Raw genomic sequence first — 26,164 nt, forward strand, 5'->3', positions numbered from 1 at the left:
AGAGAAAATAGCGCCTCGCATTGCGCTCAAAAACAATAAAATCCTTATATTTCAATACATTGTAAAACTGGCACGAATCCCGCTATCTCCGTCGCATCAACAAAAACAAGATGCCTCAAGGAGACACTCGATGAGTGTAATCATCGCCCTGGCAGCGCTTGCGCTGCTGATGCTGGCTGCCTACCGTGGTTATAGCGTTATCCTGTTCGCCCCCATCGCAGCCCTTGGCGCGGTGTTGCTGACAGACCCTTCTGCCGTTGCGCCCGCCTTTACCGGGGTGTTCATGGAGAAAATGGTCGGGTTCATCAAGCTCTACTTCCCGGTGTTTCTGCTGGGTGCCGTATTCGGCAAGCTGATTGAACTGTCCGGCTTTTCCCGCTCGATTGTCGCTGCAGCCATACGCGTCCTCGGTACCCGCCAGGCAATGCTGGTGATCGTACTGGTCTGCGCACTGCTGACCTATGGCGGCGTTTCGCTGTTCGTGGTGGTTTTCGCCGTCTACCCGTTCGCGGCCGAAATGTTTCGCCAGAGCAACATCCCCAAGCGGCTGATCCCGGCCACCACTGCCCTGGGCGCGTTCTCCTTCACCATGGACGCCTTGCCCGGCACCCCACAGATCCAGAACATCATCCCCAGTACCTTCTTCAACACCACCGCCTGGGCAGCACCGTGGCTGGGGCTGATCGGTACGGTGTTCGTTTTCTGTGCCGGCATGCTTTACCTGCAACGCCAACGCAACAAGGCCCAACGGGCCGGCGAAGGTTACGGCACGGATTTGCGCAATGAGCCCGAAACAGCCACCGACCTGACCCTGCCCAACCCACTGTTGGCCCTGTCGCCACTGGTATTGGTGGGGGTGATGAACCTGCTGTTTACCCACTGGATTCCCGCCTGGTACGGCAAGACCCATAGCTTGAGCCTGCCCGGCATGAGCACCCCGGTACAAAGCGATATCGCCAAGCTCACCGCAATCTGGGCAGTAGAAGCCGCGTTGCTGATTGGCATTCTGATGGTGCTGGTGTGCGGCTACAGGGCCATTCGCACGCGCCTGGCCGAGGGCACCAAGAGCGCCGTCAACGGTGCCTTGCTGGCCGCGATGAATACCGCGTCGGAGTACGGCTTCGGTGCAGTCATCGCCTCGCTGCCGGGTTTTCTGGTGCTGGCCGATGCGCTCAAGAGCATTCCCAACCCACTGGTCAACGAAGCCGTGACCGTCACCCTGCTGGCGGGCATTACCGGTTCTGCATCCGGCGGCATGAGCATCGCCCTGGCGGCCATGTCGGAGACATTCATCGCTGCCGCCAACGCCGCGAACATTCCGCTGGAAGTCCTGCACCGCGTGGCTTCGATGGCCAGCGGCGGCATGGACACCCTGCCTCACAACGGCGCGGTGATTACCTTGCTGGCAGTCACCGGGCTGACCCACCGCGAAGCCTACAAGGATATTTTCGGCATCACCCTGATCAAGACCCTGGCGGTATTCGTGGTTATCGCCACCTTCTACGCCACGGGCATCGTTTAAGGAGCACAACATGAACTTCAACGGTAAAACCGCATTGGTGACCGGCTCTACCAGTGGTATTGGCCTGGGGATCGCGCAGGTATTGGCCCAAGCCGGTGCCAACCTCATACTCAATGGCTTCGGTGACGCCAGTACGGCCATCGCCGAGGTTGCCCGTCACGGCACCCGGGTGGGCCACCACCCAGCCGACCTGAGTGATGTGCAGCAGATCGAAGACCTCTTCGCCTATGCCGACCGCGAGTTCGGGGGTGTCGATATCCTGGTCAACAATGCCGGCATCCAGCACGTTGCGCCGGTTGAGACATTTCCCACCGAGCGCTGGGACGCGATCATCGCGCTCAACCTGTCAGCCGTGTTCCATAGCACGCGGCTGGCACTGCCGGGCATGCGCCAACGCAACTGGGGGCGGATCATCAATATCGCCTCGGTGCATGGCCAGGTCGGCTCGGTGGGTAAAGCCGCCTATGTTGCAGCCAAGCACGGGGTGATCGGGCTGACCAGGGTGGTTGGGCTGGAAACCGCCACGACCCCGATCACCTGCAATGCTATCTGCCCTGGCTGGGTGCTGACGCCGCTGGTGCAAAAGCAGATCGACGACCGCGCCGCAGGTGGCATCGATCCGCAGCAGGCGCAACACGACCTGTTGGCAGAGAAGCAGCCGTCACTGGCCTTCGTCACCCCCGAACACCTGGGTGAGCTGGTAGCGTTCCTCTGTAGTGAGGCTGGCAGCCAGGTTCGCGGCGCCGCCTGGAACATCGACGGCGGCTGGCTGGCCCAGTAAGGCAGACGCTTTGCCAGACGGGCTGCGGCCAACACAGCAATTCTGGCTGTCAGCCCCCAGGTTCGCGAATACACTGTTCTCAGGACGATAACAAAGAGGACATGGCATGAACGAGGTGCTCTGGCGCCCGACCGAGGCGCAAATCCAGGCCAGCCCGATGGATGCCTTTCGTCGGCAGATCAACCGTCGCCATGGGGTGCACCTTGACGACTATCATGACCTGCACCGCTGGAGCATCGAGCAGCGCGAGGCCTTCTGGCAGTCCCTGGCCGACACCTTCAAGGTGCGCTGGCATCAGCCACCGCGGCAAGTGCTCGAGGAAGGCCCGCACATGCCCGATGCTCGCTGGTTCAGCGGCGCGACCCTGAATTTCGCCGAGCACCTGTTGCGCCGCGACGACCTCCGCCGTGATCACTGCGCCGTGGTGTCACTGCGCGAAGACGGCAGCCGTTTCACCCTCAGCCACACGGAGCTGGCCGCCCAGGTTGCAGGGCTGCAGCGCAGTTTCAAGGCGATCGGTATCGGTGTCGGCGACCGTGTCGCGGCCTGTCTGCCTAACACCTGGCAAACCCTGGTGGCGATGCTCGCCTGCACCAGCCTGGGCGCCGTCTGGTCGTGCTCCTCGCCAGAGTTCGGTACCCATGGCATTGTCGACCGCTTTGGCCAGATCGAACCCAAACTGCTGATCGTCTGCGCGGGTTATCACTACGCCGGCAAAGACATCGACCAGACCGATAAAATCAACGAGGTACTGGCCCAGTTGCCAAACCTTGAGCAGGTGCTGGTGCTGCCGTACACCCGCACGCAAGCGCAGACCGCAGACTTCCATTGCGCGGCCAAGGTCAGCCTGTGGGACGACTTCTATCAGCCAGGCGGTACACCGACGTTTACCCCCCTGCCGTTCGACCACCCGCTCTACATCCTGTACTCCAGTGGCACTACCGGTGTGCCCAAGTGCATCGTTCATTCGGCCGGCGGTGTGCTGCTGCAACACCTGAAGGAACATGGCCTGCACAACAGCCTTGGCCCGGACGACACCCTGTTCTACTACACCACCTGTGGCTGGATGATGTGGAACTGGCTGGTTAGCGGCCTGGCCCTGGGCGCGACGCTGGTGCTGTACGATGGCTCGCCGCTGTACCCTGACGCGGGACGCCTGCTCGACCTGATCGACAGCGAGTCAATCAGCGTGTTCGGCACCAGCGCAAAGTACCTGACTGCACTGGAGCATGAAGGCCTGCAACCGCGGCTCAGCCACCGTCTGGAGCGCTTGCGCCTGCTACTGTCCACCGGCTCGCCGTTGTCACCGCAGAGCTATGACTACGTGTACCGCGCGTTCAAGCACGACCTGCATCTGGTGTCAATGTCGGGCGGTACCGACATCGTCTCCTGTTTCGTGATCGGCAACCCCACCCTGCCCGTGAGGCGTGGCGAGATCCAGTGCAAGAGCCTGGGCATGGCGGTAGAGGTCTGGAACGATGAGGGCCACCCGGTGATTGGCGAAAAAGGCGAGTTGGTCTGCACCCGACACTTCCCGGCGATGCCCCTAGGGTTCTGGAACGACCCGCAGGGCGAGCGTTTCAAGGCGGCCTACTTCAGCCAGTTTCCCGGTGTGTGGGCACAGGGCGACTATGCCGAGGAAACGGCCAACGGCGGCATTATCATCCATGGCCGCTCCGACGCTGTGCTCAACCCCGGTGGCGTGCGCATCGGCACGGCTGAAATCTACCGTCAGGTAGAAAAGATCGACGAGGTGCTGGAAAGCGTCGCCATCGGTCAACACTGGCAGGGCGATGTCCGGGTGGTACTGTTCGTCCGGCTGCGCGAAGGTATCGTCCTCGATGATGCCCTGCAAACACGCATCCGCCAGACCATACGTGCCAACACGACACCACGGCATGTACCCGCAGTGATTGTGGCGGTCAGCGATATCCCACGCACCATCAGCGGCAAGATCGTCGAGTTGGCAGTACGTAATGTGGTTCACGGTCAGCCGGTGAAAAATACCGATGCCTTGGCCAACCCCGAAGCACTGGCACATTTTCGCGACCGCGCAGAGCTGCGCGATGAGGCATAATCGGCGCTTTTCTCAGGCGTCACAGAGGTACCTACAGCCATGAAAGCACAGGCCCGCCATATTCTGGTCAAAACCGCCGAAGAGGCCGAGCAACTCAAGCAACGCATTGCCAAGGGCGAAGCCTTTGACGTGCTGGCCAAAAAGTTCTCCACCTGCCCTTCCGGCAAGCGCGGCGGCGATTTGGGCGAAGTGCGCCCCGGGCAGATGGTCGGTGCAATTGACCAGGTCATTTTCAAGAAGCCCCTGCGCACCGTGCACGGGCCGATCAAGAGTAAATTCGGTTACCACCTGGTGCAGGTGTTCTTCCGCGACTGAACCCGGCCCGGGCTTCTCCAGCGGCGAGCCGCGGTAACCGTTCACCACCTGTCATTTCTGTCAGTTGTCAGTTTCGGCCATTGGGTTATACCCCTTGGAGCACACAGACGTGCGCCATTGAGGTACTCAAGCATGCGAAAATTTCGCTGGTTCATGACCCTCGGGGCCTTGCCCCTGTTGGGTGACGCCGCTTTTGCAGCCTGCAGCTTCGCCCCGGGGAGTGGCGACGATGCTTACGTGTGTGACAGTGGCATCGCTGCATCGCTGTCCGACACCTCAGGCGACAACAGCCTGCTGATGCCCACGGATGGCACCGGCAGTATTACGGGCAACGTGACCTTTGGCGCTGGACGTGATCGGGTGCAGATTGATTCCGGCACCATTGCGGGCAACGTCGGCCAAGGGGGCGGTATCGACACCTTCGTCATGAACGGAGGACAGATCCAATCACTCACCCAAGGCGATGGCCTCGATACCTTTCTCATGAGCGGTGGGCGCATCGTCGGCGCGTTCGAGGATGGCGACTACGCCATCATGACGGGTGGCCGGATTGGCCGCGTGAACATGAAACTGGACGACAACCTGTTCGACATGTCCGGGGGCAGCATCGACGGCAACCTGGTGGCCGGCTTCGGCAACGATACGATACTCCTCAGCAATGGCAACATCGGCGGCAACATCAGTCTCAGCGGGGGTGCCGACAACGTGACCATCAGCGGCGGCGAGGTCGGTGGCGACGTACTGCTGAGTTTCGGTAGCGACCGCTTCATCTGGAAAGACGGCGGTGTAATCCGCGGCAGCGTGCAAACCGGCCCTGATGATGATCAGGCATTGCTGATCAACCTTGATGAAACACATTTGGCCACTACCCGGCTGATTGATGGCGGCGATGGCAATGACCACCTGATCTTCGACACCAGCAGCCCGGAGGGCGGCGCTCGTTATGTGGGATGGGAGACCGTGTCATTGAATAGTGGCTCAGCGCTCACCTTGAACGATACCCTCTTGCTGGGCGATACAAACAGTGGCACTGGCGTGCTGAACATCGATTCCAGCAGCCAGTTGCTGTCACACAGCGGCGCCGTAGCGCCACTGGCCGCCGGGCAGCACGCCACGCTGAACAATGCAGGGCTGGTCGACCTGAGTGGTGGCAGCGATGCGCAAGGGCGCCTGACACTGACCGGCGATTACATCGGGCTCAATGGGGTTCTCAGACTCAACAGCGTCCTGGCCAGCGATGCAGCGCATTCCGACCGCTTGATCGTCAACGAAGGCAGCGTTTCCGGCACCACAACCTTGCAGGTCAACAACCTGAACGGCGTTGGCGCGCAAACTGCCCAAAACGGGATACAGGTGGTTGACGCGACAGCCGGCGCAACCAGCAGCGCCGATGCCTTCCGCCTGGGCTCGTCGCTGTCTGCCGGTGCGTATGAGTACTACCTGTTCAAAGGCGGCGTCACGGCGGGCAGCGAGAACAGCTGGTACCTGCGCTCGAGCGTGATCGCCCCCGTCACAACGGCGGAGCCGGGTGAGGCGCCGCCCGCCCTGAGTGTGCCGGTCGCGGCCCCTGGAACCCCGGCATTACCGACAGCGATCGCCGGTGAGAGCATCCCCCTGTACCGCGCAGAGGTGCCACTGTATGCGGCAGCAAGCCGTTCAGCTGCGCTGCTGCCGCGCCTGACCCTGAGTACGTTCCATGAGCGCCAGGGTGAACAGAACCTGCTCAACGAAACCGGGCCGATTGCCGCCGGTTGGGCGCGAACTGTTGGTGATCAACTGCGGCAACGTTGGTCTGGTACGGTTACCCCGAGCCTTGACGGCGATCTGCGCGGCTATCAGGTGGGGCATGATCTGTATGCCGCGCTCGACAATGACGGCTACCGCCACCACCTGGGGCTGTACCTCGGTCATGCCCGGCTCACGGGTGATATCAGCGGTTTTGCCTTGGGTTTCACCGACAATCACGTCGGTGACGTGCGCCTGGATGGCGATAGCATAGGCGCCTATTGGACGCTGGTCGGCCCGCAACAGTGGTACCTGGATGGCGTGCTGCAGTACACCGACCTGGACGGTCGCACCCGCTCAGATCGCGGCGTCACATTGGACCTGAACGGCCACACGATTACCGGCTCGCTGGAAAGCGGCTATCCATTGCCCCTGAACAGCCGCTGGGTGGTGGAACCGCAGGCGCAACTGATCGTCCAGTCGGTCAGCCTGCACAGTGCCAATGATGGGATCTCACGGATCAGCTACGACAACCAGCACGACATCAGCGCGCGCGTGGGCGCACGCCTTAAAGGCCATTTCCAGGCCGGTCGAGTACCCGTGCAACCTTACCTGCGCAGTAACATCTGGCAGAGCTTCGGCGGGCGCGACAGCGTCAGCTTCGACGCTGCCGATGCGATCAAGACAGATCACAAAAGCACCTGGATGGATGTCGGCGCAGGCCTCAGCGCCCAGCCAAGCCCATCCCTCAGCGTGTACGCCAGCCTGGATTACGGCTACAACCTCGACAGCCGCCAACAGGAACAGGTCGGCGCCAACCTCGGCCTGCGTGTGAGGTGGTAGCGGGCCTCACGCGCGGCGAGCAGCCAGCAGACCAACACCTGCGCAGGCAAGCAACGACGCACTGACCCGGTTGAACAGCCGGCGCCGAGCCGGCTGGCTGAACCAGCGCTGCATGTACGCCCCCAACCAGGCATAAATGGCAATGGCCAGCCATTCCAGCAGCAGGAACAAGCCACCCAATACCGCAAATTGTTCACTGACTGCAGTGTCGCTGGACACATTGACGAACTGTGGCAGGAACGCGGTGAAGATCAAAATGGCCTTGGGGTTGCCAGCTGCGACCCAGAACTCCTGACGCGCCAGGCGCAGGGTACCGGCATCGCGCTCAACGGCCACGCCGTCTTGCCCGACCGGCGCCCGCCAGAGCTGCCAGGCAATGTAGAACAGGTAGGCCGCCCCCAGCACCTTGATCATCAGGAACAGGTATTCACTGGCGTGCAAGACCACGGCCAGCCCGGTCGCGGCCAGGGCGATCATCCCGGCAAAGGCCAGCAGGCGACCGGCACCCGCCACGCAAGCGGTACGCAGACCGTAGCGGCTGGCGTTGTTAAGGGACAGCAGGTTGTTGGGCCCCGGCGCCATGTTCAAGGCAAAGCAGGCGGGCACAAACAGCAAGAGGCTCGAAAGGTCCATGGGCCACTCCAAAAACCTCAAGACTCTCGCCTGGCCGACCTCACGTCAAGCGTGGCCAACTCCAGAAAAGAGAAATGCCCGTTCAACCAGCCGCCGGTATCGATATGCCAGACATTGCCGAGCACCCGCACTGATGGCCCTGGCGTATGCCCGACAATCAGCGCCCGCAAACCCGCGACAGGTGTCGGGTCATTCTGCTGCAAGCGCCGACGTGACCACTGGCAAATGTCCTGCGCAGCTTTCACCGGACCGACAGCCAGTTGATCACACCACGTCTGCCAACTGGGACTCGGGCAGTCGGCGTGCAGCACACCGACCGGGCCAGCAAGCGTGTCGATCTCCAACGCCAGCGGCAAGCGGGCAAATTGCTCGGCATATCGGGCCTGCTCTGCGGCGGGGCTGTCCAGGAACCAGGCACCACCATTGGCCCGATACAATTCAACATCGAGCCACTGTCCTTGAACATGGGCCACGGCAAGTGCCTCGTGATTGCCCTGCACGGCAAAGAACCAGGGGCGCTGCAACCAGGCAAGCGCCTCTTCGCTGTCTGGCCCGCGATCGACCAGATCGCCCACGCTGAACAGACGGTCCCTGCTGGCATCGAAGCCAATCAATGCCAGTGCCTGCTCCAACCGCCGAAAATGGCCGTGAATATCACCGACAGCGAAATCCCGGCCCCGTTCATTACGCGCAACGCGCTGCAAGCGTCCCACCGCGCCCCTCCTGCTGATACGAGGCTCAGGTTTTCACGAAGACAATCCAGAACGGTAAAGAATCGATGATCTGCTCCTCGAACGCGAGCTGAACCTGACCAAGGCCGAAAGGGGTTATTTACTTCAAGCATAGCCCGCCCTGAACACGTGCCTTCACGCCTCAGGCAAGCCAATCCGTGACGGAGGTTTGCAAACGGGGAACTACAGGCACTCGTACACAGCACGTTTAACCGACGTATGCCAAGGCGCGCCCTCATAGAAGGAAATCAGGCTGCCCTCACCTTGCCGATGAACCTCAAGGTAGTCACTGGCAGTCACGCTGCCTGACACGCTGAGCTCATAGCCTCTGGAGATCGCCTTGCGATCCACCTGAGCATGCTGCTGTTGCTGCCAGCGCCCCATGACACACGCGCTATAGTCGTCAGGCGACTTTGCCGAGTGCTCTGAAATCGTTGGAGAATTGGGCGTGAGGGCCACTGGCAATGAGCATCCCGCCAGGAGCACGCTGATCATCGCGGCGACGACTGTCTTCTGCATGGCGCACCTTGAGCAAAAGCCGGCACTTTAGATCAAAGCGGCGGGGTTGTGACCTCACCAAAGGTCTAGCAAGGGCGGATAGGCGGCAGCGGCAATTAGCCCACGGCGTGACTGCTGACTTTTCGATTACATCACTTTCACGCAGCCTTCACAGCCCAACGCCTAAGGTCGCAACTGCTCCTTTGGAAACTCCACATCAGCCCGCCTCCCCTAGCGGGCTTTTTTTTGCTCGCCAGGGCTTGAATGCGTGTGGAGACTGGCGGTAGGCATTCGGCGTTACAGCGTTGCCGTTCAGCATCAGGTTGTTGCGATTGCCGGTTCAGGCATCATGTGATGTTGCCGCAAAAGAGATTGACACTCCCGTCCATCGGGCCGGCCCTCAAGACCAGGACATAGCCACCGGAGCGAAGCGCAGCGAGTGAAACAGGCGCTATGGTGGACAGCCGCATTGGTGACGACATAGACCTTGTCGTCATCGACTGATTCATCTCATAGACCGGCTTTGGCCCCATGCGCTCACACGTCCCTGAGTAGATATACGTGTCGATGTGCACAGGTAATGCCGTACCGCTTGGCACCCCGCCCAAAACGATCGAAAGCCCCGTCCTGTTTCCCGTCGTTGGCGACAACAACGCTGATGCCACATGGCCCGTGTTGTACTGAGTGGCGTTAAGAGCAACGTTGACCACCTGATGATCACCCGCTGTTGCCACGCCCGAGAGCAAGCCGGCTGTCACCAGCAATGCCAGTGAGGGTACTCTGTTCATCGTAAGCCTCCTGATTTTTCAGGTTACGTTGACGTGATCCCCCCACTAGATTCTAGCCAGCCAGCATCGGCTTGATTATCTTTCGACGACCGGTCCCACGCTACGCCCAAATGACCGTCTCGCTATTGATTAACGGTATTCGATCAGGGTTGATTTCACGCTCACAATGAAGAAACGTCTGAGTTCTCTCGACATCAAACGCCCGCATGGCCCTCTGCTTCATGATCAGGGATGAAACCCCGAAGTGCCCGCACTCCGGGCATACGAGCTCAATGCCATCCATTTCAGAGTCCACTTCCCGCGCGTCTGCAGAACAGATCAAGCACTTCATGTGTTATCCCCTTAATCAGCACCACACTATAGCCTCGCAACTGCTGATAATTCCTGGTTACGATGCCGCAGATCCGGATCGCGGCGAAGGATACGGCCCCTTCCCAGATACCCCCAGTGCGCGCTGCTGGTAGTGTTGCACGGCCCGCATCAGCGACTCGGCTTCCAGGCGAAGACGCTCAACCTCTTCAGGTGGCGTCGAAGAATCTCTAGCTTTGTGATACGCGCAAACAGCCTCAAGGGCTCTTTTTAGAAGCTGCTCACCCGCCTTCATCATCTCGGTCAGATCCATGGTGCAACCCCCAGGCTTGCTCGCTCGTCTGGAGTATAGGCAGCGATCTGGCTGCCCCCCTGCATTTAGGCGCTAATGCCCTGTACCCCTGGGTCCTGGAAAGCCTTCCTGTGCCGTATACCAACCGATCATCCACCACGGATACACTTTGCAAAAAAACAGCGCTTGAAGAATCAAAGCGGTTATTTCTAGTCTGTCATCAGTGACGCCGGGCCCCTCTGACGGCATGCAGCCGCCATGTCGGAGTCATAGTTGGTAAAACTACGACTAACAGGAGAGGCTCATGACTGTCTTACATTCGATCATCTTCGCTGATGTGCTGGGCACTGCCGCCTGGCTCTGGCTGACTTTCCTTGCGATCGTCATCGCATTACTCGCCTTTGACCTCGGCGTTCTGCATCGCGAAAACCGAGAAATCAATGTAAAGGAGAGTTTGTTACTGTCGGCGGGCTACATATCCATGGGCTTGCTTTTCTCCGTCTGGGTCTACTTCCAGAAGGGTGCCGACGCCAGTATGGATTACCTGACCGGCTTCTTGATCGAGAAGTCGCTCTCGATGGATAACGTTTTCGTCATCGCATTGATTTTCGGATTCCTGGCCATTCCCCGGGCACTTCAGCATCGCGTACTGTTCTGGGGAATCATGGGTGTGATCGTGCTCCGGGCCATCATGATCGCCTTGGGCGCAGCTTTGATCGCCGAGTTCAGCTGGGTTCTTTATATATTCGGCGCCTTCCTGCTGTTCACGGGTGTGAAAATGCTTTTTGCGTCGATTAACGATCAACCCGATCTGGAGAACAATCGATTCGTCAAGTTCCTGCGTAGCCATCTGCGCATAACAGAGCGCCTTCACGGACAATCGTTCTTCATTCGTCAAGCGGACAAGACTGGCAAGAAGGTGCTCTGGATTACACCCTTGTTCCTGGCGTTGATTCTGATTGAATGTGCCGATCTGGTATTTGCCATTGACAGTGTTCCCGCCATCTTCTCAATCACCCAAGATACCTTTGTCATTTACACATCAAATATCTTTGCCATCTTGGGCCTTCGTGCACTGTACTTTGCACTTGCCGCGATGATTCATCGTTTTGCCTACCTGAAATACGCCTTGGCTCTAGTGCTCGTGTTCATTGGCGCGAAGATCTTTCTACACGACATCATAGGCAAGGTACCTGCTGCACTATCGCTAAGCGTCACACTTGGGCTACTCACCGGTGGGGTATTGTTGTCACTGTGGAAGACGCGAGTGCGGCCAGGCCATGAAGGCGATCACTGAATTGAGAGCCTGAGCGTGTAGCGCGTGAAACAGGAATTCGACCTGTGAAGGTCGCCCCCACCAAGGGCGACCTCTGCTTGCAAAACTGGGCATTCACGACCGGAAGCCTTACAACGGGTGGCTAGGCGTTGATTTTGCTGGGCCAAATCCCCCTCTGCCCCCATCAAAACATACAGTTTGGTATCAGCATTGGTATCGCTCTGCCTTGCTCTGCGGCATCCTGCCGAACGAACACCGCCCTCCCCTTACCGATCGTCACCCGGGATTAATCAGGCCTTCTCAAACGCCGAGCCGTTGGCCACTAAACCAAAACACATTTTCGTTCTGATGCTATAGCTATCCCGCAGATAAGAAAAAATGATTCTTTCTTTTTAATGATGCCCGGATGAAAAAACCAATAAATCACCAAGGCGCCAGGCATGTTGATCCTCTCGACCTGAACTGCAGTCTGCCTGACAGACCAAGCTCAAACCCGTGCCAAATTTTTCCAATCATATTAATGTGCTACCACCTAATGACTTAGAAGAAACGCTTCATGATCAATGTTGAGCAAATGGCTTTGATTCTGGAGGCTTTGCCGGACCCGGCTTTCATCCTGTCCCGCAGCGGCAAGTATGTCGCCGTGTTCGGCGGCCGCGATAATCGCTACTACCACGATGGAAGCTGCCTTGTCGGCCAGTACATTTCAGACTTGGTCAAGCCTGAGAAGGCAAGCTGGTTTCTCGAACAGATCGACAGAGCGCTCGAGTCGCGAGAGCTATTGATCGAAGAGTACGAACTGAGCAATAGGGATGTGAAAGGCTTATCCGATGAAGGCCCAAAAGAAGCGATCTGGTTTGAAGGCCGTATCCAGGCCCTGAATTTCCTGGCTGACGAGGAAGCAGTTGTGCTCTGGGTCGCGAGTAATATCTCGGAGAGGCACAACCTGGAGGTCAGACTGAGGGAGCTGAGCGATACCGATCAGCTAACCGGTCTTTTCAATCGAAGAAAACTGGAGCAGGACCTCGCTCTTCACTACGAATCATCAGTGCGGCACTCCGTGCCGACGTCCATTTTGATGCTTGATCTGGATGGGCTCAAGAAAATCAACGACACAAAAGGACACCATGCAGGGGATGAGATAATTCTGGCCGCTGCCAACATTTGTAGGTCGGTGCTACGAAAAACTGATACCGCATGCCGCTTGGGCGGTGATGAGTTTGTGCTTGCTCTGCCCAATACCAACCATGGGCAAGCAGTACAGTTCGCCAAGCGTTTACAGGCGTGTTTTAGAGAGACGCTGAGCCGGTTTTCGGCGGATGGTATCGCCGTCACGGCAAGCATTGGTGTCACGACTATAGCGCCGGATGATCGCTCATACGAAGACACGCTCAAGCGTGCCGATCGCGCATTGTATGAGGCCAAAGGCATGGGCAAAGACAGGGTGGTTTCTGCATGACAGTCCTGGGCCAAGCCAGAGGGATGCCAGAGCCGGAATTTTCGAGCTTCAGCGATGCGCTGCCTGGTCATACGAAAGGACCTATAGGTCAACCCCCGAGAATTGCCTTACCTGTTCGACCTGAGCTACCGTGATGGCAAAGTGAATCGCCGGAGGAAAGACCCAGCATGAGCAGTCGCGTAGTAACAACCAAGGAAGATCTGAAAAAGGCGTTAAAGGATCGTGTTGAGGTCATTCACATCGCTGCCCCTGATCTGGCTCGTCACGTCAAAACAGTAAAGAGCGCGAAAAAAGGAACCGCCATTGCTTGTGCGACAGTCTTGGGCATAGGTGTGGCAAGCGCCTGGAATCCTCTAGGATGGGGAATCGCCGGAGCTGCCGGGCTCACTGCTGCCATGTCAGGCGCTACGGCCGGAGTGCTGATTGCCGCAATCACTGCGCTGACCTTTCTCGGTACGCTTTACCTGGTCATGGTAAAAGATTACGAGCTTGAAACTAACGGCGACTTCAGCGGCAAACAAAAAAACACGCTCGGCGGCTCTGAGGGTGCCGGCGCGTCAACGACACAGCAGGGTAAGGGAAGCTTCAGTTTGACCCTCAGAAAGAGCAAATAGCGGTGACCCATTTCCATCCTGGCCCACCCTACTTTTTTATCTGCAAAAAGTGCAAACATCGCTTCGGGCGAAAAATCCGCCTAGGGGTGATCTGCCCGTCCTGTAAAAGCCTTTTCGTGGAAAGAGATCGATCCATACTCAAGTGAACCGTCTGATGCCAGTGCTGCAGCACAAAGGCAGACGTGCCAGGCCGTTTCCTGGCAGCAGGAAACACAGCAGCTCTGGATGAAGGAACTGCGGATTCGTTATCGGCCGTCGTACAACTGCCGTCATACCTATGCGACAATAGCGGCAATGTCTGGCCTCAACCCCGCCTTTATCGCCCAACAGCTTGGTCATAGCGTGCAGATGCTTCTGTCGACTTATGCACGATGGATCAACTCGACCTCCCATTGGAACGAACTGGAAACGTTGAAGATTGATCCCAATCTGGTCCCAGGCGACATCAGCATCACATAAGTTATTGATAGGTAAGCCCTTTGATCTCCACCGCAAATATCACCATGCAGTTCGGCGCCAAGCCGCTGTTCGAGAACGTCTCGGTCAAATTCGGCAACGGCAACCGTTACGGCCTGATCGGCGCCAACGGCTGTGGCAAGTCGACCTTCATGAAAATCCTCGGCAGCGACCTGGAGCCATCCGCTGGCCAAGTCATGCTGGAGCCGAACGTACGCCTGGGTAAGCTGCGTCAAGACCAGTTCGCATACGAAGAATTCACCGTGATCGATACCGTGATCATGGGCCACGAAGAGCTCTGGCGGGTCAAGGCCGAGCGCGACCGCATCTATTCGCTGCCGGAAATGACCGAAGAGGACGGCATGGCCGTCGCTGAGCTGGAAACCGAGTTCGCCGAAATGGACGGCTATACCGCCGAGTCCCGTGCCGGTGAGTTGCTGCTGGGCCTGGGCATTCCGCTCGAGCAGCATTTCGGCCCGATGAGTGAAGTTGCCCCAGGCTGGAAACTGCGCGTGCTGCTGGCACAGGCGCTGTTCTCGGACCCGGAAGTGCTGCTGCTCGACGAACCGACCAACCACCTGGACATCAACACCATCCGCTGGCTGGAAAACATCCTCACGGCGCGTAACAGCACCATGATCATCATTTCCCACGACCGGCACTTCCTGAACAGTGTCTGCACCCATATGGCCGACCTGGACTACGGTGAGCTGCGCCTGTTCCCGGGCAACTACGACGAGTACATGATCGCCGCGACCCAGTCGCGCGAGCAGTTGCTGTCGGACAACGCCAAGAAGAAAGCCCAGATCGCCGAGCTGCAGACCTTCGTCAGCCGGTTCTCGGCCAACGCCTCGAAAGCCAAGCAGGCCACGTCGCGGGCCAAGCAGATCGACAAGATCCAGCTGGCTGAAGTCAAGCCTTCGAGCCGTGTCAGCCCGTTCATCCGCTTCGAGCAGACGAAAAAGCTGCACCGTCAGGCAGTTACCGTCGAGAACGTCTCCAAGGGCTTCGATGGCAATACCCTGTTCAAGAATTTCAGCTTCCAGGTCGAAGCCGGCGAGCGCGTGGCGATCATTGGCCCGAACGGTATCGGTAAAACCACCTTGCTGCGTACGCTGGTCGGCGAACTGCCGGTAGACAGCGGTGAAGTGAAGTGGACCGAAAGCGCCGAGATCGGTTACTACGCTCAGGACCACGCCTCGGACTTCGAAGACGATGTCAGCCTGTTCGACTGGATGGGCCAGTGGACCCAGGGCGGCGAGCAACTGGTTCGCGGCACGCTGGGTCGCATGCTGTTCTCCAACGATGAAATCCTCAAGTCGGTCAAGGTGATTTCCGGTGGTGAGCAAGGCCGTATGCTGTTCGGCAAGCTGATCCTGCAAAAGCCCAACGTACTGCTGATGGACGAACCGACCAACCACCTGGACATGGAGTCGATCGAGGCCCTCAACATGGCGCTGGAGAACTACCCGGGTACGCTGGTGTTCGTCAGCCACGACCGTGAGTTCGTGTCCTCGCTGGCCACCCGCATCATCGAGTTGAGCGCCAACGGTGTCGTGGACTTCAGCGGCACCTACGATGACTACCTGCGTAGCCAGGGTGTAATCGTTTAACACTCGTAAAAAGCCTGCTTGAAGGCGATGGCGTGCTACCCGGCCCGTCGCCACAAGCGGGACGCCTATAAAAGCAGGCTAACGGACCGCCAATATTCGTTAGCCTGCTTTCTTTTTCCCTCGCATACAGCGATGATGGCGTTTCCAAACGCCCATCCTGTGTAGCCATGTCTGCGCTAGAACCCGCCGCACTGCCGGCAACGACGATTACCCGAAAAATCGTCTCGATCATCTTCTATACCTTTATCGCCTTCCTCTGCGTAGGGCTGCCAATTGCCGTGCTGCCGGGTTACGTGCATGAGCAGTTGGGCTTCAGTCCGGTTGTGGCCGGGATAACCATAGGCTTGCAGTACTTCGCCACGCTGGTCAGCAGGCCGATGGCCGGGCGCGTCGCTGATAGCCTGGGCGGCAAGCGTGCAATCATCTACGGCCTGCTCGCCATTGCCCTGAGCGGCCTGGTGACGGCGGCCTCGACACTGCTGGTCAGTATGCCCTTGCTCAGCCTGGCGGTATTGCTGACCGGGCGCGTGCTGCTGGGCCTTGCCCAAGGGTTGATTGGTGTTGCCAGCTTGAGCTGGGGCATCAGCCAGGTGGGAATAGCGCATACAGCGCGGGTAATCTCCTGGAATGGCATCGCCTCTTATGGTGCCATCGCCATTGGTGCGCCGCTTGGGGTGAAACTGAACCAGTTGCTGAACTTCGCAAGCATCGGCCTGGTCCTGTTTGTCCTGGCGACATTGGCCCTGCTGGTGATCCGCAACAAGCCTTCGCTCCCGGTCGTTGCCGGCGAGCGCCTGCCGTTCTGGGCGGCCTTCGGGCGGGTAGCGCCCTGTGGTGTTGGCCTGACGTTGGCATCCATCGGCTATGGCACCCTGACCACCTTCGTGACCCTTTTCTACAGTGAGCGTGGCTGGACCGGCGCAGCCTGGTGCCTGAGTGCGTTCGGGGTCTGTTTCATTCTGTCCCGCTTGCTGTTCGTCAATGCGGTGAATCGATGGGGCGGCTATCCGGTTGCGGTTGTCTGCATGGCGACTGAAGCCGTTGGCCTGGCGTTGCTCTGGCTGGCGCCCTCCCCGCTACTGGCATTGCTCGGCGCGGGCCTCAGCGGTGCCGGGCTGTCGCTGGTCTACCCGGCACTGGGCCTTGAAGCCATCAAACAAGTACCCAGTAGCAGCCGTGGCGCGGGTTTGGGCGCTTACGCGGTGTTCTTCGACCTGGCCCTGGCCATCGCCGGGCCGCTGATGGGCGCGGTAGCTGCACATCTGGGCTACGAATCGATCTTCGGTATCGCGTCATTGCTGGCATTACTTGGAGTCGGGCTGGTACTGCTGCTGTCGCGGCGCAGCGCACATACTCACTGATCAGCCGTACGCCATCCCGTACGGTCCGCTCGCCCAAGCGTCTGACTGAAAAACAACGCCGCCTCCGACTGCAGCGAATGATGAATGCTGGCACGGTCGACGCCCTCGGCGTCGGTGCATAGCGCGGCCATGTGCACACGCTGGGCTTCATCGCAAGGCGCCATGAAAATGAAATGCCCTGCACCGGCCAGTAGCCGGTAATCAGGAGTGCGGGGCAGTTTACGCGCCAGCGCAGCGGCGTTCTTGTCGATTGCCAACAGCTGATCGCGATCACCACTGTAGATCAGCGCCGGTACTTTCACCCCGGCCAGGGCATGACGACCGAACATCAGGCTCAACGGTGCCATCAGCAACAATGCCTTGATCCTTGAGTCTGCGGCGGGCAGCAGGTCGTCACGGTCGGCGATCAGTTGCCCGCGCATCTTGCAGGCATCAGCATCCAGTGGGCGTTCTTCACAATAACGGCGCAGGCGATCCAGTTCCGGGCGTGCGCCGGAAAGGATCAACGCAGTTTCACCACCCGCCGAATACCCAATCACCCCGACCTGCTCGGCGTTGACATAGGGCGCCAGCAGCTTGTCGTTCAGGGTTGCGCTGATGGCTGCGCTGATCTGCAGCGGACGCCCATAGAGGTTGCTCAGGGTGCCCAGTCGGCTGTGATCCTGGGCATTGTCCCCCGGGTGCACCACCGCCACCACCACAAAGCCCTTGCGTGCCAGTGCCGTTGCCAGGTCATGCAATGCCAATGGCGTACCGGTATTGCCATGGGAAAGCATCAAGAGCGGGAAACGCCCCATCGCAATGGGTGCCTCAAAACCGGCTTCCACCCGATAGCCTTCAACCCGGCTCCAATGTGCTGGCCCGGTTGCCGGATAAAAGGCCAAGGCCTGCATCGGCTGTTCGTCCAGCGGGTCGGCGAGGATCATCCGGTGCAACCCGACATGCCAGCGCTCGCCCGCCTCGCCCGGCAGCGACAACACGATCCCGATCACCGCGAGGATGAACAAACCAGACAGACGCTGCATGGCTGACACCTTGTCCCTTTATAGCCAGCGATCAGCATAGGCTGGCGCACTGCGCGCCAGATGAAAACTGAATGAAAAAACCGACTGCCGGTTACCCCGGCAGTCGGCTTATGCGGTGGTTACTCGAAATCAGGCAGCTGCAAACAGCTCGTTATCGATCTGAGCGCGCGCTGCACTCATGGCATTGTTGCGGTGTTCATCGCCATATGCCAAGCCATGAGCGCGGACGAACTCGACATCGGTGATACCAATAAAGCCCAGGAACACCTTGAGAAAATCTTCATGACCGACACCGGTTGGCTGGCCAACATGCAGGCCACCCGAGGTGGATACGACAATGACTTTCTTGCCACCACACAGGCCTTCAGGGCCAGCCTCGGTGTAGCGGAAGGTTTTACCGGCAACCGCGATACGGTCGATCCAGGCTTTCAGTTGGCTGGGAACGCTGAAGTTGTACATCGGTGCGGCAATCACCACCGCATCGGCATCCAGAAATTCTTGCAGTGTTTCGCTGCTCAGTTGAGCTTCGTGCTTCTGGGCGGCATCGCGCAGTTCTTCTGGCGTACCAGCACTGACCAAGGTGGCAGCGGAAAAATGGCTGATGGCATCACTGGCCAGGTCGCGGTAAGTCACTTCAACACTGGCATCAGCAGCCTGCCAGGCCTGCACGACTTCACGGCTCAACTGACGGGAAGCCGAATTGTCGCCGAGGATACTGGAATCGATGTGCAACAGTTTCATGGGTGTTCTCCTGGATTTTGAAGACCGCGAGGCGGCGATCACGATGGAGAGAATCCTACCCAAACAGCGAATAGAGGATTAGTCGGCAAAAATGCGTTAGTTTGTCCTACATACAGAACAGTGCGGGGCAAGCTATGCAAGACCTCAATGATCTCTATTACTTTGCCCGGGTGGTTGAGGCCGGAGGCTTCTCTGCGGCCGGGCGCCTGCTTGGTATACCCAAGTCCCGGTTATCCCGACGCATTGCCGAACTGGAAGAACGCCTGGGGACTCGCCTGCTGCAACGCACGACCCGACAACTGAAGCTGACCGGGGTTGGCGAGCGCTACCTACGTCATTGCCAGGCAATGCTGCTGGAGGCGGAGATGGCCGACGAAGCGGTTGCAAGCATGGTCAGCGAACCACGCGGGCGCTTGCGCGTGTCCTCACCAGTTGCGTTGGCCCATGCATTCTTGCCGGACGTCATCAGCAGCTTCCTGGCACGCTACCCACAGGTACAGCTGGACATGGTGCTGCTCAATCGTCGGGTTGATGTGATCACCGAGGGTATTGACGTTGCGTTGCGCGTACGCGACCAGGGCGACGAAGACCCTACCCTGGTCACGCGGCGCTTGCGCCAGGCACAAATGCTGTTGGTCGCAGCACCGAACTTCGCCGCCGAGCATGTCATCGAGCAACCACAGGACTTGATCAATCTCCCCGTGCTGGGCGCGCTGGAGGCTGACCGCCTGGTTCACCTGCGCCTGCTGGATGCCAAGGGCAATCGCGAAGACCTGGCGCTGGAGGCGAGGCTTGGAATTGATGACTTTGTCGTACGAAAATCCGCCGCCGTTGCCGGCCTGGGGTTCACGGCCCTGCCGATCATGCATTGCGAGGAAGAACTCGCCCGCGGCGAACTGATCCGTCTATTGCCCGAGTGGTCGCTACCCAGCGGCTATCTGCAGGCGGTCTACCCGCACAGGCGAGGTGTACTACCTGCAGTACGCGCCTGGATTGATCACCTGGTCATTTCATTTGAAGCCTGTGGAGAGCGTTATGTCTGAAGATGACGTGGTGCAGTTTTGCCTGAGTCTGCCGGGCGTACAGGACGATTACAAATGGGGGGGCGTCCGGGTGTTCTCTGTGGCCGGCAACAAGATGTTCGCCCTGATCAACCTGGGCCGAGCCGACCTGGCCTTCAAGGTCGACAACGAGCTGTTCCTTGGCTATGTGGACAGGCCCGGTATTCGCCCGGCACCGTATCTGGCTCGCGCGCACTGGGTCAGCATGGAGCAGCCCTACCCCATGGGTCGTGAAGAACTGTGCGATCTGTTGCAACGGTCGCACCAACTGGTGGTACGACGCTTACCGAAGCGTTTGCAAGCGGGCTTGTTGCTCTGATTGGCACGAGCTGGCTCAGCGCTTACTGAAACAGCCTGCCCAACCCGCGCCCCGCCAGCACCAGATAATCAAGCCAGAACACCTGATGCGCGGCGACGATTGCCCAGAAGATCAACTGAAACGACAGTTTGCGGGTCTTGTGCCGAAAGGCCTGCTGAGCCACCAGGGCGCCTGGCCAACCGCCACACAGCTCAACGACGTGAAGCCATTTTTCCGGAGTCCGCCAGGTATTGTTGCGCGCCTTGCGTTTGTCGTTCCAATAGAGGAAGACGCTGAGCAGGCTGGCTGCCGGGTAGAGCACTGCCGGCAACCAGGAATGCCCGCCCAGCAGCATCTGCAGCACACCCCAGGACGGCAACAGGCAGATACCGGCAAACAACGACAGTTTGAGCTTGAGGTGTTGAACCGCGCCTCGGACTGGGGCCGGGCGCGGCTTGACAGCAGCCTGACGCACCCTGTCAGCTCTGCGCCGTTGCCCAGTCGACCAGCCCGAGTTGCCAGGTGGCCAGAATGATCAGGCCGAAGGCAATCCGGTACCAGGCAAAAACGGCGTAGCTGTGGCTGGCGATGAATCGCAGCAACGCACGCACCGAGATCATGGCAAAAATGAACGAGACCACAAAGCCAAGCGCAAACACCGGGAAGTCACCGGCCTGGAACAGTGCACGGTACTTGTAGCCCGAATACACGGCTGCACCCACCATGGTCGGCATGGCCAGGAAGAACGAGAACTCGGTCGCAGCCTTGCGCGACAGCCCGAACAGCAAACCACCAATGATGGTGGAGCCTGAACGCGAAGTGCCTGGAATCATCGCCAGACATTGGGCTACACCGATCTTCAAGGCATCGCTCCAGCGCATGTCGTCTACATGCTCGACAGACACCACATGCTCCCGACGCTCGGCCCAGAGCATGATCACGCCGCCCACCACCAACGCCGTCGCAACGGTAATCGGGTTGAACAGGTAGTGATGAATCAGGTCGGCAAACAGCACACCCAGGACCACTGCCGGCGTGAATGCGATCAGCAGGTTGGCAGTGAAGCGTTGCGCCTGGCGTTGGCGCGGCAGCCCAACAACCACGTCAAAGATCTTGCGCCGAAATTCCCAGACCACTGCCAGGATCGCCCCCAACTGGATGATGATGTTGAAGGCCATGGCCCGTTCACCGCCGAAATTGATCAGATCGGCAACAACGATCTGGTGGCCGGTACTGGAGATGGGCAGAAATTCCGTCAAGCCCTCGACAATCCCAAGTATTACAGCCTGCATGGCGGTCCAAAAATCCATCATTCCCCCGTGAAGCGCTGCTCAAGGCAGGCCCCTTCATGTTTTCTAGAGTGGTGTATGCACGGTAAATCACAGCGACAGTGGATCGTGAAACCACGGAAAAGGTTCACGCCCCTCAAGGTTTATCGCTTTGGCGCCGAAATGCTAGCAGACCTGCCGGATAAACGCTGCTGATCTACGCAACAGATGCCTCTGGATCAAGCACTTAGCCCTTGGTCGACTAGGTAAGGGCAGTAAAAACGTGCTTGGATGCACAAGACAATAAAAATACCTGAGTGACCTACATGAAGACTCTACGGAATATGTCGATCAGCCGCAGGCTTTGGCTCATCCTGGTGGTGGCGGTGGTGATGTTATTTGCCCTGGGGCTGTTGATGCTGCGCCAGATTCACGGGGACCTGTACCAGGCCAAGGCCGAAAAAACCCGCCATGTGGTCGAAACTGCTGCGGGCATCCTGACCTACTACCAAGGGCTTGAGGCAAGCGGTAGCCTGACCCGCGATGCGGCTCAGCAACAGGCGCTGAACGCTGTACGCGGCTTGCGCTACAACCAGAACGAGTACTTCTGGATCAACGACCTCGAGCCGAAGATGATCATGCACCCGGTCAACCCCAAGCTCGACGGCCAGGTACTCTCAGGCATCAAGGACCCAGACGGCTTCGCCTTGTTCAATGCCATGGTTGCGCTGGCCAAGGACAAGGGGGCTGGCAGCATCGATTACCGCTGGCCTAAACCCGGGGCGAGCGATCCGGTACAGAAAACGTCGTATATTCAACTGTTCAAGCCTTGGGGCTGGATCATTGGTTCAGGCATCTATATCGATGACATGAAAGCCGAGTTCAACCGGCAACTGCGTGATGCCTCGCTGCTGGGGTTGGCTATTGCGCTGATCATGGGACTGCTGGTCGTAGTGATCGCGCGCAGCATTTCCCGTCCCTTGCAGGAGGCGGTCGATGCCATGGCCACCATCGCCAGCGGCGAAAGCGACCTGACCCGCCGCCTGGACACCCATGGCCGCGACGAGATTACGCAACTGGGGACACACTTCAACAGCTTCACGGCACAGCTGCAGCAGGTGGTCGGCCAATTGCATGACGCTGCACGTGCGCTGGGCCACTCGGCAGTCGAGATGGGCGACAACGCCAACCAGGCCGAGCTGCGCAGTGAACAACAGTCGCAGCAGATGGAACTGGTCGCCACCGCCATCAACGAGGTCACCTACGCGGTACAGGATGTGGCGAAGAACGCCGAACAAGCGTCCACCGAGATGCAAGACGCCCAGCACCGTGCAGAACAGGGGCAGCAGAGCATCCAGGGCAGCCTGCAACGTATCGGTGAACTCTCCGGCACCATTGATGAAGCCGTTGAAGTCATTCAGGCCTTGGCCAACCAGAGCACGAAGATTGGCAGCGTTCTGGAAGTGATCCGGGCCATTGCCGAGCAGACCAACCTGTTGGCGCTCAACGCGGCCATCGAGGCGGCCCGCGCAGGTGAGCAAGGCCGCGGGTTTGCGGTGGTTGCCGATGAGGTACGCCTGCTGGCGCAGCGCACTCAGCAGTCCACCGCCGAAATCCAGACCATGATCGAACACCTGCAGGGGCAGTCCGAAGCGGCAGTCAAGGCCATCGGTGCCAGCAGCACCGCTTCGCGCCAAACGGTTGAGCAGGCCAGTGAAGCCGGTGCCAGCCTCGATGCAATCAGCCAGGTGCTACTCAACCTCAATGCCCTGAACGCCTCGATTGCCAGCGCCACCTTGCAGCAATCCCATGTGGTTGAAGAGATCAATCGCAACGTGACCGAAACTGCCGACCTGTCTCGGCAAACCGCCAGTGCAGCACAACAGTCCAGCAGTGCCGGCCTGGCATTGCGCCAGCTCAGCGAGCGCCTTGAACAATTGTTGCACCAGTTCCACGTCTAAAGCCCCGCGCACCTGTGGCGTGTTCTGCGCCACAGGTTACAATCCCCGCCTCTTTCGAACCTGCCTCAAGGAATGCCGATGTCCGGCCTCGAACTGTTCGCCGCCGTGCTCGGCGTCATTGCCGTTTGGCTCACCGTCAAACAGAACCCCTGGTGCTGGCCGATTGGCCTGGTGATGGTGCTGCTGTACAGCGTGGTCTTTTACGAGGTGAAACTGTACTCCGACATGCTGCTGCAACTGGTGTATGCACTGTTGCAGGTCTACGGCTGGTGGCAATGGACACGCCCCGAGCGCCTCGCCGAGGCACGCCAGGTCAGCTCCCTGCAGCCTGCCCCGCTGCTGTTTGGTCTGGGCCTGGGCGCACTGGCAAGCCTGGGTTTGGGTGCGGCCATGGCCACCTGGACAGATGCGGCGCAACCCTGGCTGGATGCCACGCTGACGGCCTTCAGCCTGGTGGCGCAATTATGGATGGCGCAAAAACGCCTGCAATGTTGGGCGCTATGGATTGTCCTTGACGTCATCTTCGTCGGTTTGTTTATGTACAAGACGCTTTACCTGACGGCAGCACTCTATGCCCTGTTCACCCTGATCGCAGTCCAGGGCTGGCGTGAGTGGCAACGCGACCCTGCCTTGGTGAACGCGTGAAGGTGTTGGTGCTGAGCGGCCCCGAGTCCAGCGGCAAGAGCTGGCTTGGCAGCGAAATCCAGGCCTGTTTCGGCGGCGAACTGGTTGGCGAATACGTACGCCACTTCATTGACCGCGAGCAACGTGACACCTGCTACGCCGATATCCCGGCCATCGCCCGTGGCCAGTTGGCCTGGGAGGATGCAGCGCGCGGCAGAGCGCCTGAGCTGTTGATCCTCGACACCCACCTGCTGAGCAACCTGCTCTGGAGCCGCACACTGTTCGGTGACTGCCCACACTGGGTCGAATCAGCGTTGCTTGAGCGCCGTTACGACCTGCACCTGCTGCTCAGCCCAACGTCAGTTGAATGGGTAGACGACGGACAGCGCTGCCAACCGGAATTGGCCCAGCGCCTGGCATTTTTCGAGGAAAGCCGCGCCTGGCTGGAGCAACATCAACAACCGTTCATCACCATCGACGGTGACTGGAACCGACGAAAAAACGCGGTTTTTGATGCGGTTTCAGGTTTGCTATCCCGCTAAGCCATTGGGTTGTTACATCAGCGATACAGTCCCACCTGCGCTAAACCCCGTTCTTGATGGGTTGCCTCCATGATTGCCTAACAGTGTAAACCTGGCGTAACAGGGTATAGGGTGCCCAGAGGGGCAACATCTGTCTCGCCAACGTTACAACGCTCTGCCCTCGCCGTCCGCGCTTATCCGCAAGCCGTTGATATTTCTGGATAAACCAAAAGCGGCACGCCTTCTGCTCTCCTTCTCGCAACGCTGATAGGGCCAGCGAACTTGAAGAAGGAACCGCCGCCGTGGGGAATCAGAACAGCAAGCTGCTTCATCTTCTGCTGATGGGATGCGCATTGAGCGCCACCTTCTGCCTGCCCGTCCAGGCTGCCGGGAATGGAGTCATCGTTCTGCAACGCGATGTACAGGCCCGCCCTGCGGTACGTCCCACCGGTACACCAGACCCGCACCCGACTACCGTCAGCGCCAATCCGTCCAAACGCGTAATCGCCCAAACCAATAATGAACTCAGTGACGGCGACTTCGCCAGTGTTGCCAGCGGTTCATCACTGATGACGCGCGTACTGACCCCAGACAACTCCGGCACTGTTCGCGGCCTGGGCGCAGCGCAACAGGTGCGTCTGCCTGGCATGGCCGGCGGCTCCGGGGCGGGCAGCGGTGGCGGTAACAGCATCTCCAATCAGGTCAATCAAAACGTTCAGCGTGGCATGGCGCCGCTGCAGATCCTGACTGGAGGCCGCTGAAATGAGGTACTCACTCCTGTTCCTGGCCCTGTGCAGCAGCGGCCTCGCGCTGGCCGGATCGCCAGTCAAGGACAACGCCACTATCGACACAAGCGGCCAAGGCTACCGCGGCAATATCGCAGTCAACCAGGCAGCGGGCGATCAGCAGCAACAGAACAACAGTCGGGCTATTGCCATCGGCACCAACGCCCATGCCTCAACCCAGATTCGTCAGCACATCGACACTGCCACCAGCCAGGCACGTGATGCCCGGGCCGGTATTGGCGGCAACTCATTCAGCAATGGCAGCGGCGCGCTGGGTATCAACCAGTCAGCCGGTGCCAATACACAACAAGTCAATGCCGTTCGGGTCAGCATCAGTGCCGTCCCGCAGCGCATCGACGACAGCGTCCTCGATCAACAGAACGTGGCGCTGACAAAAGGCTCCGACCCAACTGATCAAGCACCCGGCAGCCGCCAGATCGCGAACAGCGATAGGGCCTTCACCGGCAGCCGTGGAGTGATCCAGTTGAATCAGAGCGCCGGGGTGGGCAACCGAATGGCAAACACCCTGAGCGTGCGGGTTGCGGACTGACCCGACAGGTAACCGAGTAACAACAACACTTAACTAC

Annotated in this window: 25 protein-coding genes and 2 pseudogenes; 19 read left to right on the forward strand and 8 right to left on the reverse strand. The window is 59.2% G+C overall.

Annotated features, from left to right (window positions below; all coding sequences use genetic code 11):
- Nucleotides 1-130 precede the first annotated feature (130 nt).
- From ACZ9H3_RS04865 to ACZ9H3_RS04885, 5 genes are all read left to right on the forward strand, one after another.
- A complete protein-coding gene (locus ACZ9H3_RS04865; RefSeq protein ID WP_476219918.1) occupies nt 131-1,522 on the forward strand; it encodes a GntP family permease in 1,392 nt (463 codons plus the stop codon).
- A 10-nt stretch (nt 1,523-1,532) separates the two neighbouring features.
- Nucleotides 1,533-2,303, forward strand: coding sequence for a 3-hydroxybutyrate dehydrogenase (hbdH, locus tag ACZ9H3_RS04870; protein ID WP_476219920.1), 771 nt, complete (start codon nt 1,533-1,535; stop codon nt 2,301-2,303).
- A 106-nt stretch (nt 2,304-2,409) separates the two neighbouring features.
- Nucleotides 2,410-4,380 (forward strand): acetoacetate--CoA ligase, encoded by a 1,971-nt coding sequence (locus tag ACZ9H3_RS04875; RefSeq protein ID WP_476219922.1) that lies wholly within the window; start codon nt 2,410-2,412, stop codon nt 4,378-4,380.
- 39 nt (nt 4,381-4,419) lie between these two features.
- Entirely contained in the window at nt 4,420-4,695 is a 276-nt protein-coding gene (locus ACZ9H3_RS04880; RefSeq protein ID WP_065758331.1) for a peptidylprolyl isomerase, read from the forward strand.
- A gap of 132 nt (nt 4,696-4,827) precedes the next feature.
- On the forward strand, nt 4,828-7,263 hold the full coding sequence (locus ACZ9H3_RS04885; protein WP_476219924.1) for an autotransporter family protein: 2,436 nt from the start codon (nt 4,828-4,830) through the stop codon (nt 7,261-7,263).
- Between the two features lie 6 nt (nt 7,264-7,269).
- On the opposite strand, the gene ACZ9H3_RS04890 is transcribed toward ACZ9H3_RS04885, so the two are convergent.
- The 4 genes from ACZ9H3_RS04890 to ACZ9H3_RS04905 form a co-directional block, all read right to left on the reverse strand.
- On the reverse strand, nt 7,270-7,896 hold the full coding sequence (locus tag ACZ9H3_RS04890) for a LysE family translocator (protein ID WP_065758329.1): 627 nt from the start codon (nt 7,894-7,896) through the stop codon (nt 7,270-7,272).
- Nucleotides 7,897-7,913: 17 nt separating this feature from the next.
- Nucleotides 7,914-8,609, reverse strand: coding sequence for a metallophosphoesterase (locus tag ACZ9H3_RS04895; protein ID WP_476219927.1), 696 nt, complete (start codon nt 8,607-8,609; stop codon nt 7,914-7,916).
- A 201-nt stretch (nt 8,610-8,810) separates the two neighbouring features.
- Nucleotides 8,811-9,146 carry a hypothetical protein gene (locus ACZ9H3_RS04900; RefSeq protein ID WP_065758327.1) on the reverse strand — a complete coding sequence of 112 codons (336 nt, stop codon included), beginning with the start codon at nt 9,144-9,146 and terminating at the stop codon, nt 8,811-8,813.
- Between the two features lie 326 nt (nt 9,147-9,472).
- Nucleotides 9,473-9,913 (reverse strand): hypothetical protein, encoded by a 441-nt coding sequence (locus ACZ9H3_RS04905; RefSeq protein WP_330523577.1) that lies wholly within the window; start codon nt 9,911-9,913, stop codon nt 9,473-9,475.
- A gap of 905 nt (nt 9,914-10,818) precedes the next feature.
- On the opposite strand from ACZ9H3_RS04905, the gene ACZ9H3_RS04910 reads away from it, so the two are divergent.
- The 6 genes and pseudogenes from ACZ9H3_RS04910 to ACZ9H3_RS04935 all read left to right on the forward strand — a co-directional run bounded on the left by ACZ9H3_RS04910 (nt 10,819) and on the right by ACZ9H3_RS04935 (nt 17,293).
- The gene (locus tag ACZ9H3_RS04910) at nt 10,819-11,811 is read left to right on the forward strand and encodes a TerC family protein (protein ID WP_476219930.1); all 993 of its coding nucleotides are present in this window, start codon (nt 10,819-10,821) and stop codon (nt 11,809-11,811) included.
- A gap of 535 nt (nt 11,812-12,346) precedes the next feature.
- Nucleotides 12,347-13,249 (forward strand): GGDEF domain-containing protein, encoded by a 903-nt coding sequence (locus ACZ9H3_RS04915; RefSeq protein ID WP_099774944.1) that lies wholly within the window; start codon nt 12,347-12,349, stop codon nt 13,247-13,249.
- Between the two features lie 167 nt (nt 13,250-13,416).
- Nucleotides 13,417-13,863, forward strand: a complete 447-nt coding sequence (locus ACZ9H3_RS04920) for a hypothetical protein (protein WP_065758323.1) — start codon at nt 13,417-13,419, stop codon at nt 13,861-13,863.
- A gap of 225 nt (nt 13,864-14,088) precedes the next feature.
- A pseudogene (locus tag ACZ9H3_RS04925) lies at nt 14,089-14,322 on the forward strand (site-specific integrase); the annotation flags it as partial.
- A 20-nt stretch (nt 14,323-14,342) separates the two neighbouring features.
- A complete protein-coding gene (locus ACZ9H3_RS04930; RefSeq protein WP_065758321.1) occupies nt 14,343-15,932 on the forward strand; it encodes an ABC-F family ATPase in 1,590 nt (529 codons plus the stop codon).
- A 167-nt stretch (nt 15,933-16,099) separates the two neighbouring features.
- Entirely contained in the window at nt 16,100-17,293 is a 1,194-nt protein-coding gene (locus ACZ9H3_RS04935; protein WP_102051623.1) for an MFS transporter, read from the forward strand.
- Here the strand turns inward: ACZ9H3_RS04935 and ACZ9H3_RS04940 are convergent.
- On the reverse strand, nt 17,287-18,318 hold the full coding sequence (locus ACZ9H3_RS04940) for an alpha/beta hydrolase family protein (RefSeq protein ID WP_065758319.1): 1,032 nt from the start codon (nt 18,316-18,318) through the stop codon (nt 17,287-17,289). The two genes, ACZ9H3_RS04935 and ACZ9H3_RS04940, sit on opposite strands and share 7 nt — an antisense overlap.
- A gap of 129 nt (nt 18,319-18,447) precedes the next feature.
- Nucleotides 18,448-19,059 (reverse strand): FMN-dependent NADH-azoreductase, encoded by a 612-nt coding sequence (locus tag ACZ9H3_RS04945; RefSeq protein ID WP_102051622.1) that lies wholly within the window; start codon nt 19,057-19,059, stop codon nt 18,448-18,450.
- Between the two features lie 134 nt (nt 19,060-19,193).
- Between ACZ9H3_RS04945 and ACZ9H3_RS04950 the strand changes: the two genes are divergently transcribed.
- Both ACZ9H3_RS04950 and ACZ9H3_RS04955 read left to right on the forward strand, forming a co-directional pair.
- Nucleotides 19,194-20,102: a LysR substrate-binding domain-containing protein gene (locus tag ACZ9H3_RS04950; protein WP_099774951.1), complete on the forward strand. Its 909-nt coding sequence runs from the start codon at nt 19,194-19,196 to the stop codon at nt 20,100-20,102.
- On the forward strand, nt 20,095-20,439 hold the full coding sequence (locus ACZ9H3_RS04955; protein WP_099774953.1) for an MmcQ/YjbR family DNA-binding protein: 345 nt from the start codon (nt 20,095-20,097) through the stop codon (nt 20,437-20,439). Before ACZ9H3_RS04950 ends, ACZ9H3_RS04955 begins: the two co-directional genes overlap by 8 nt.
- A 22-nt stretch (nt 20,440-20,461) precedes the next feature.
- Here the strand turns inward: ACZ9H3_RS04955 and ACZ9H3_RS04960 are convergent, their stop codons facing one another.
- Entirely contained in the window at nt 20,462-20,893 is a 432-nt protein-coding gene (locus tag ACZ9H3_RS04960; RefSeq protein WP_476219937.1) for a DUF1294 domain-containing protein, read from the reverse strand.
- Between the two features lie 4 nt (nt 20,894-20,897).
- Nucleotides 20,898-21,728 (reverse strand): undecaprenyl-diphosphate phosphatase, encoded by an 831-nt coding sequence (locus tag ACZ9H3_RS04965; protein ID WP_065758364.1) that lies wholly within the window; start codon nt 21,726-21,728, stop codon nt 20,898-20,900.
- Between the two features lie 374 nt (nt 21,729-22,102).
- Between ACZ9H3_RS04965 and ACZ9H3_RS04970 the strand changes: the two are divergent.
- The 6 genes and pseudogenes from ACZ9H3_RS04970 to ACZ9H3_RS04995 form a co-directional block, all read left to right on the forward strand.
- Nucleotides 22,103-22,792: pseudogene (locus ACZ9H3_RS04970) on the forward strand (cache domain-containing protein); the annotation flags it as partial.
- Between the two features lie 120 nt (nt 22,793-22,912).
- On the forward strand, nt 22,913-23,647 hold the full coding sequence (locus ACZ9H3_RS04975; RefSeq protein WP_476222704.1) for a methyl-accepting chemotaxis protein: 735 nt from the start codon (nt 22,913-22,915) through the stop codon (nt 23,645-23,647).
- Between the two features lie 78 nt (nt 23,648-23,725).
- On the forward strand, nt 23,726-24,292 hold the full coding sequence (gene pnuC, locus ACZ9H3_RS04980) for a nicotinamide riboside transporter PnuC (protein ID WP_065758314.1): 567 nt from the start codon (nt 23,726-23,728) through the stop codon (nt 24,290-24,292).
- Nucleotides 24,289-24,813, forward strand: a complete 525-nt coding sequence (locus ACZ9H3_RS04985; protein WP_476219940.1) for an AAA family ATPase — start codon at nt 24,289-24,291, stop codon at nt 24,811-24,813. Before pnuC ends, ACZ9H3_RS04985 begins: the two co-directional genes overlap by 4 nt.
- 281 nt (nt 24,814-25,094) lie before the next feature.
- Complete coding sequence (locus tag ACZ9H3_RS04990; RefSeq protein WP_065758312.1) at nt 25,095-25,553, forward strand: hypothetical protein; 459 nt, start codon at nt 25,095-25,097, stop codon at nt 25,551-25,553.
- 1 nt (nt 25,554) lies between these two features.
- Entirely contained in the window at nt 25,555-26,127 is a 573-nt protein-coding gene (locus tag ACZ9H3_RS04995) for an adhesin (protein WP_476219941.1), read from the forward strand.
- Nucleotides 26,128-26,164 lie beyond the last annotated feature (37 nt).

The organism is Pseudomonas sp. TE3910, assembly GCF_056279025.1.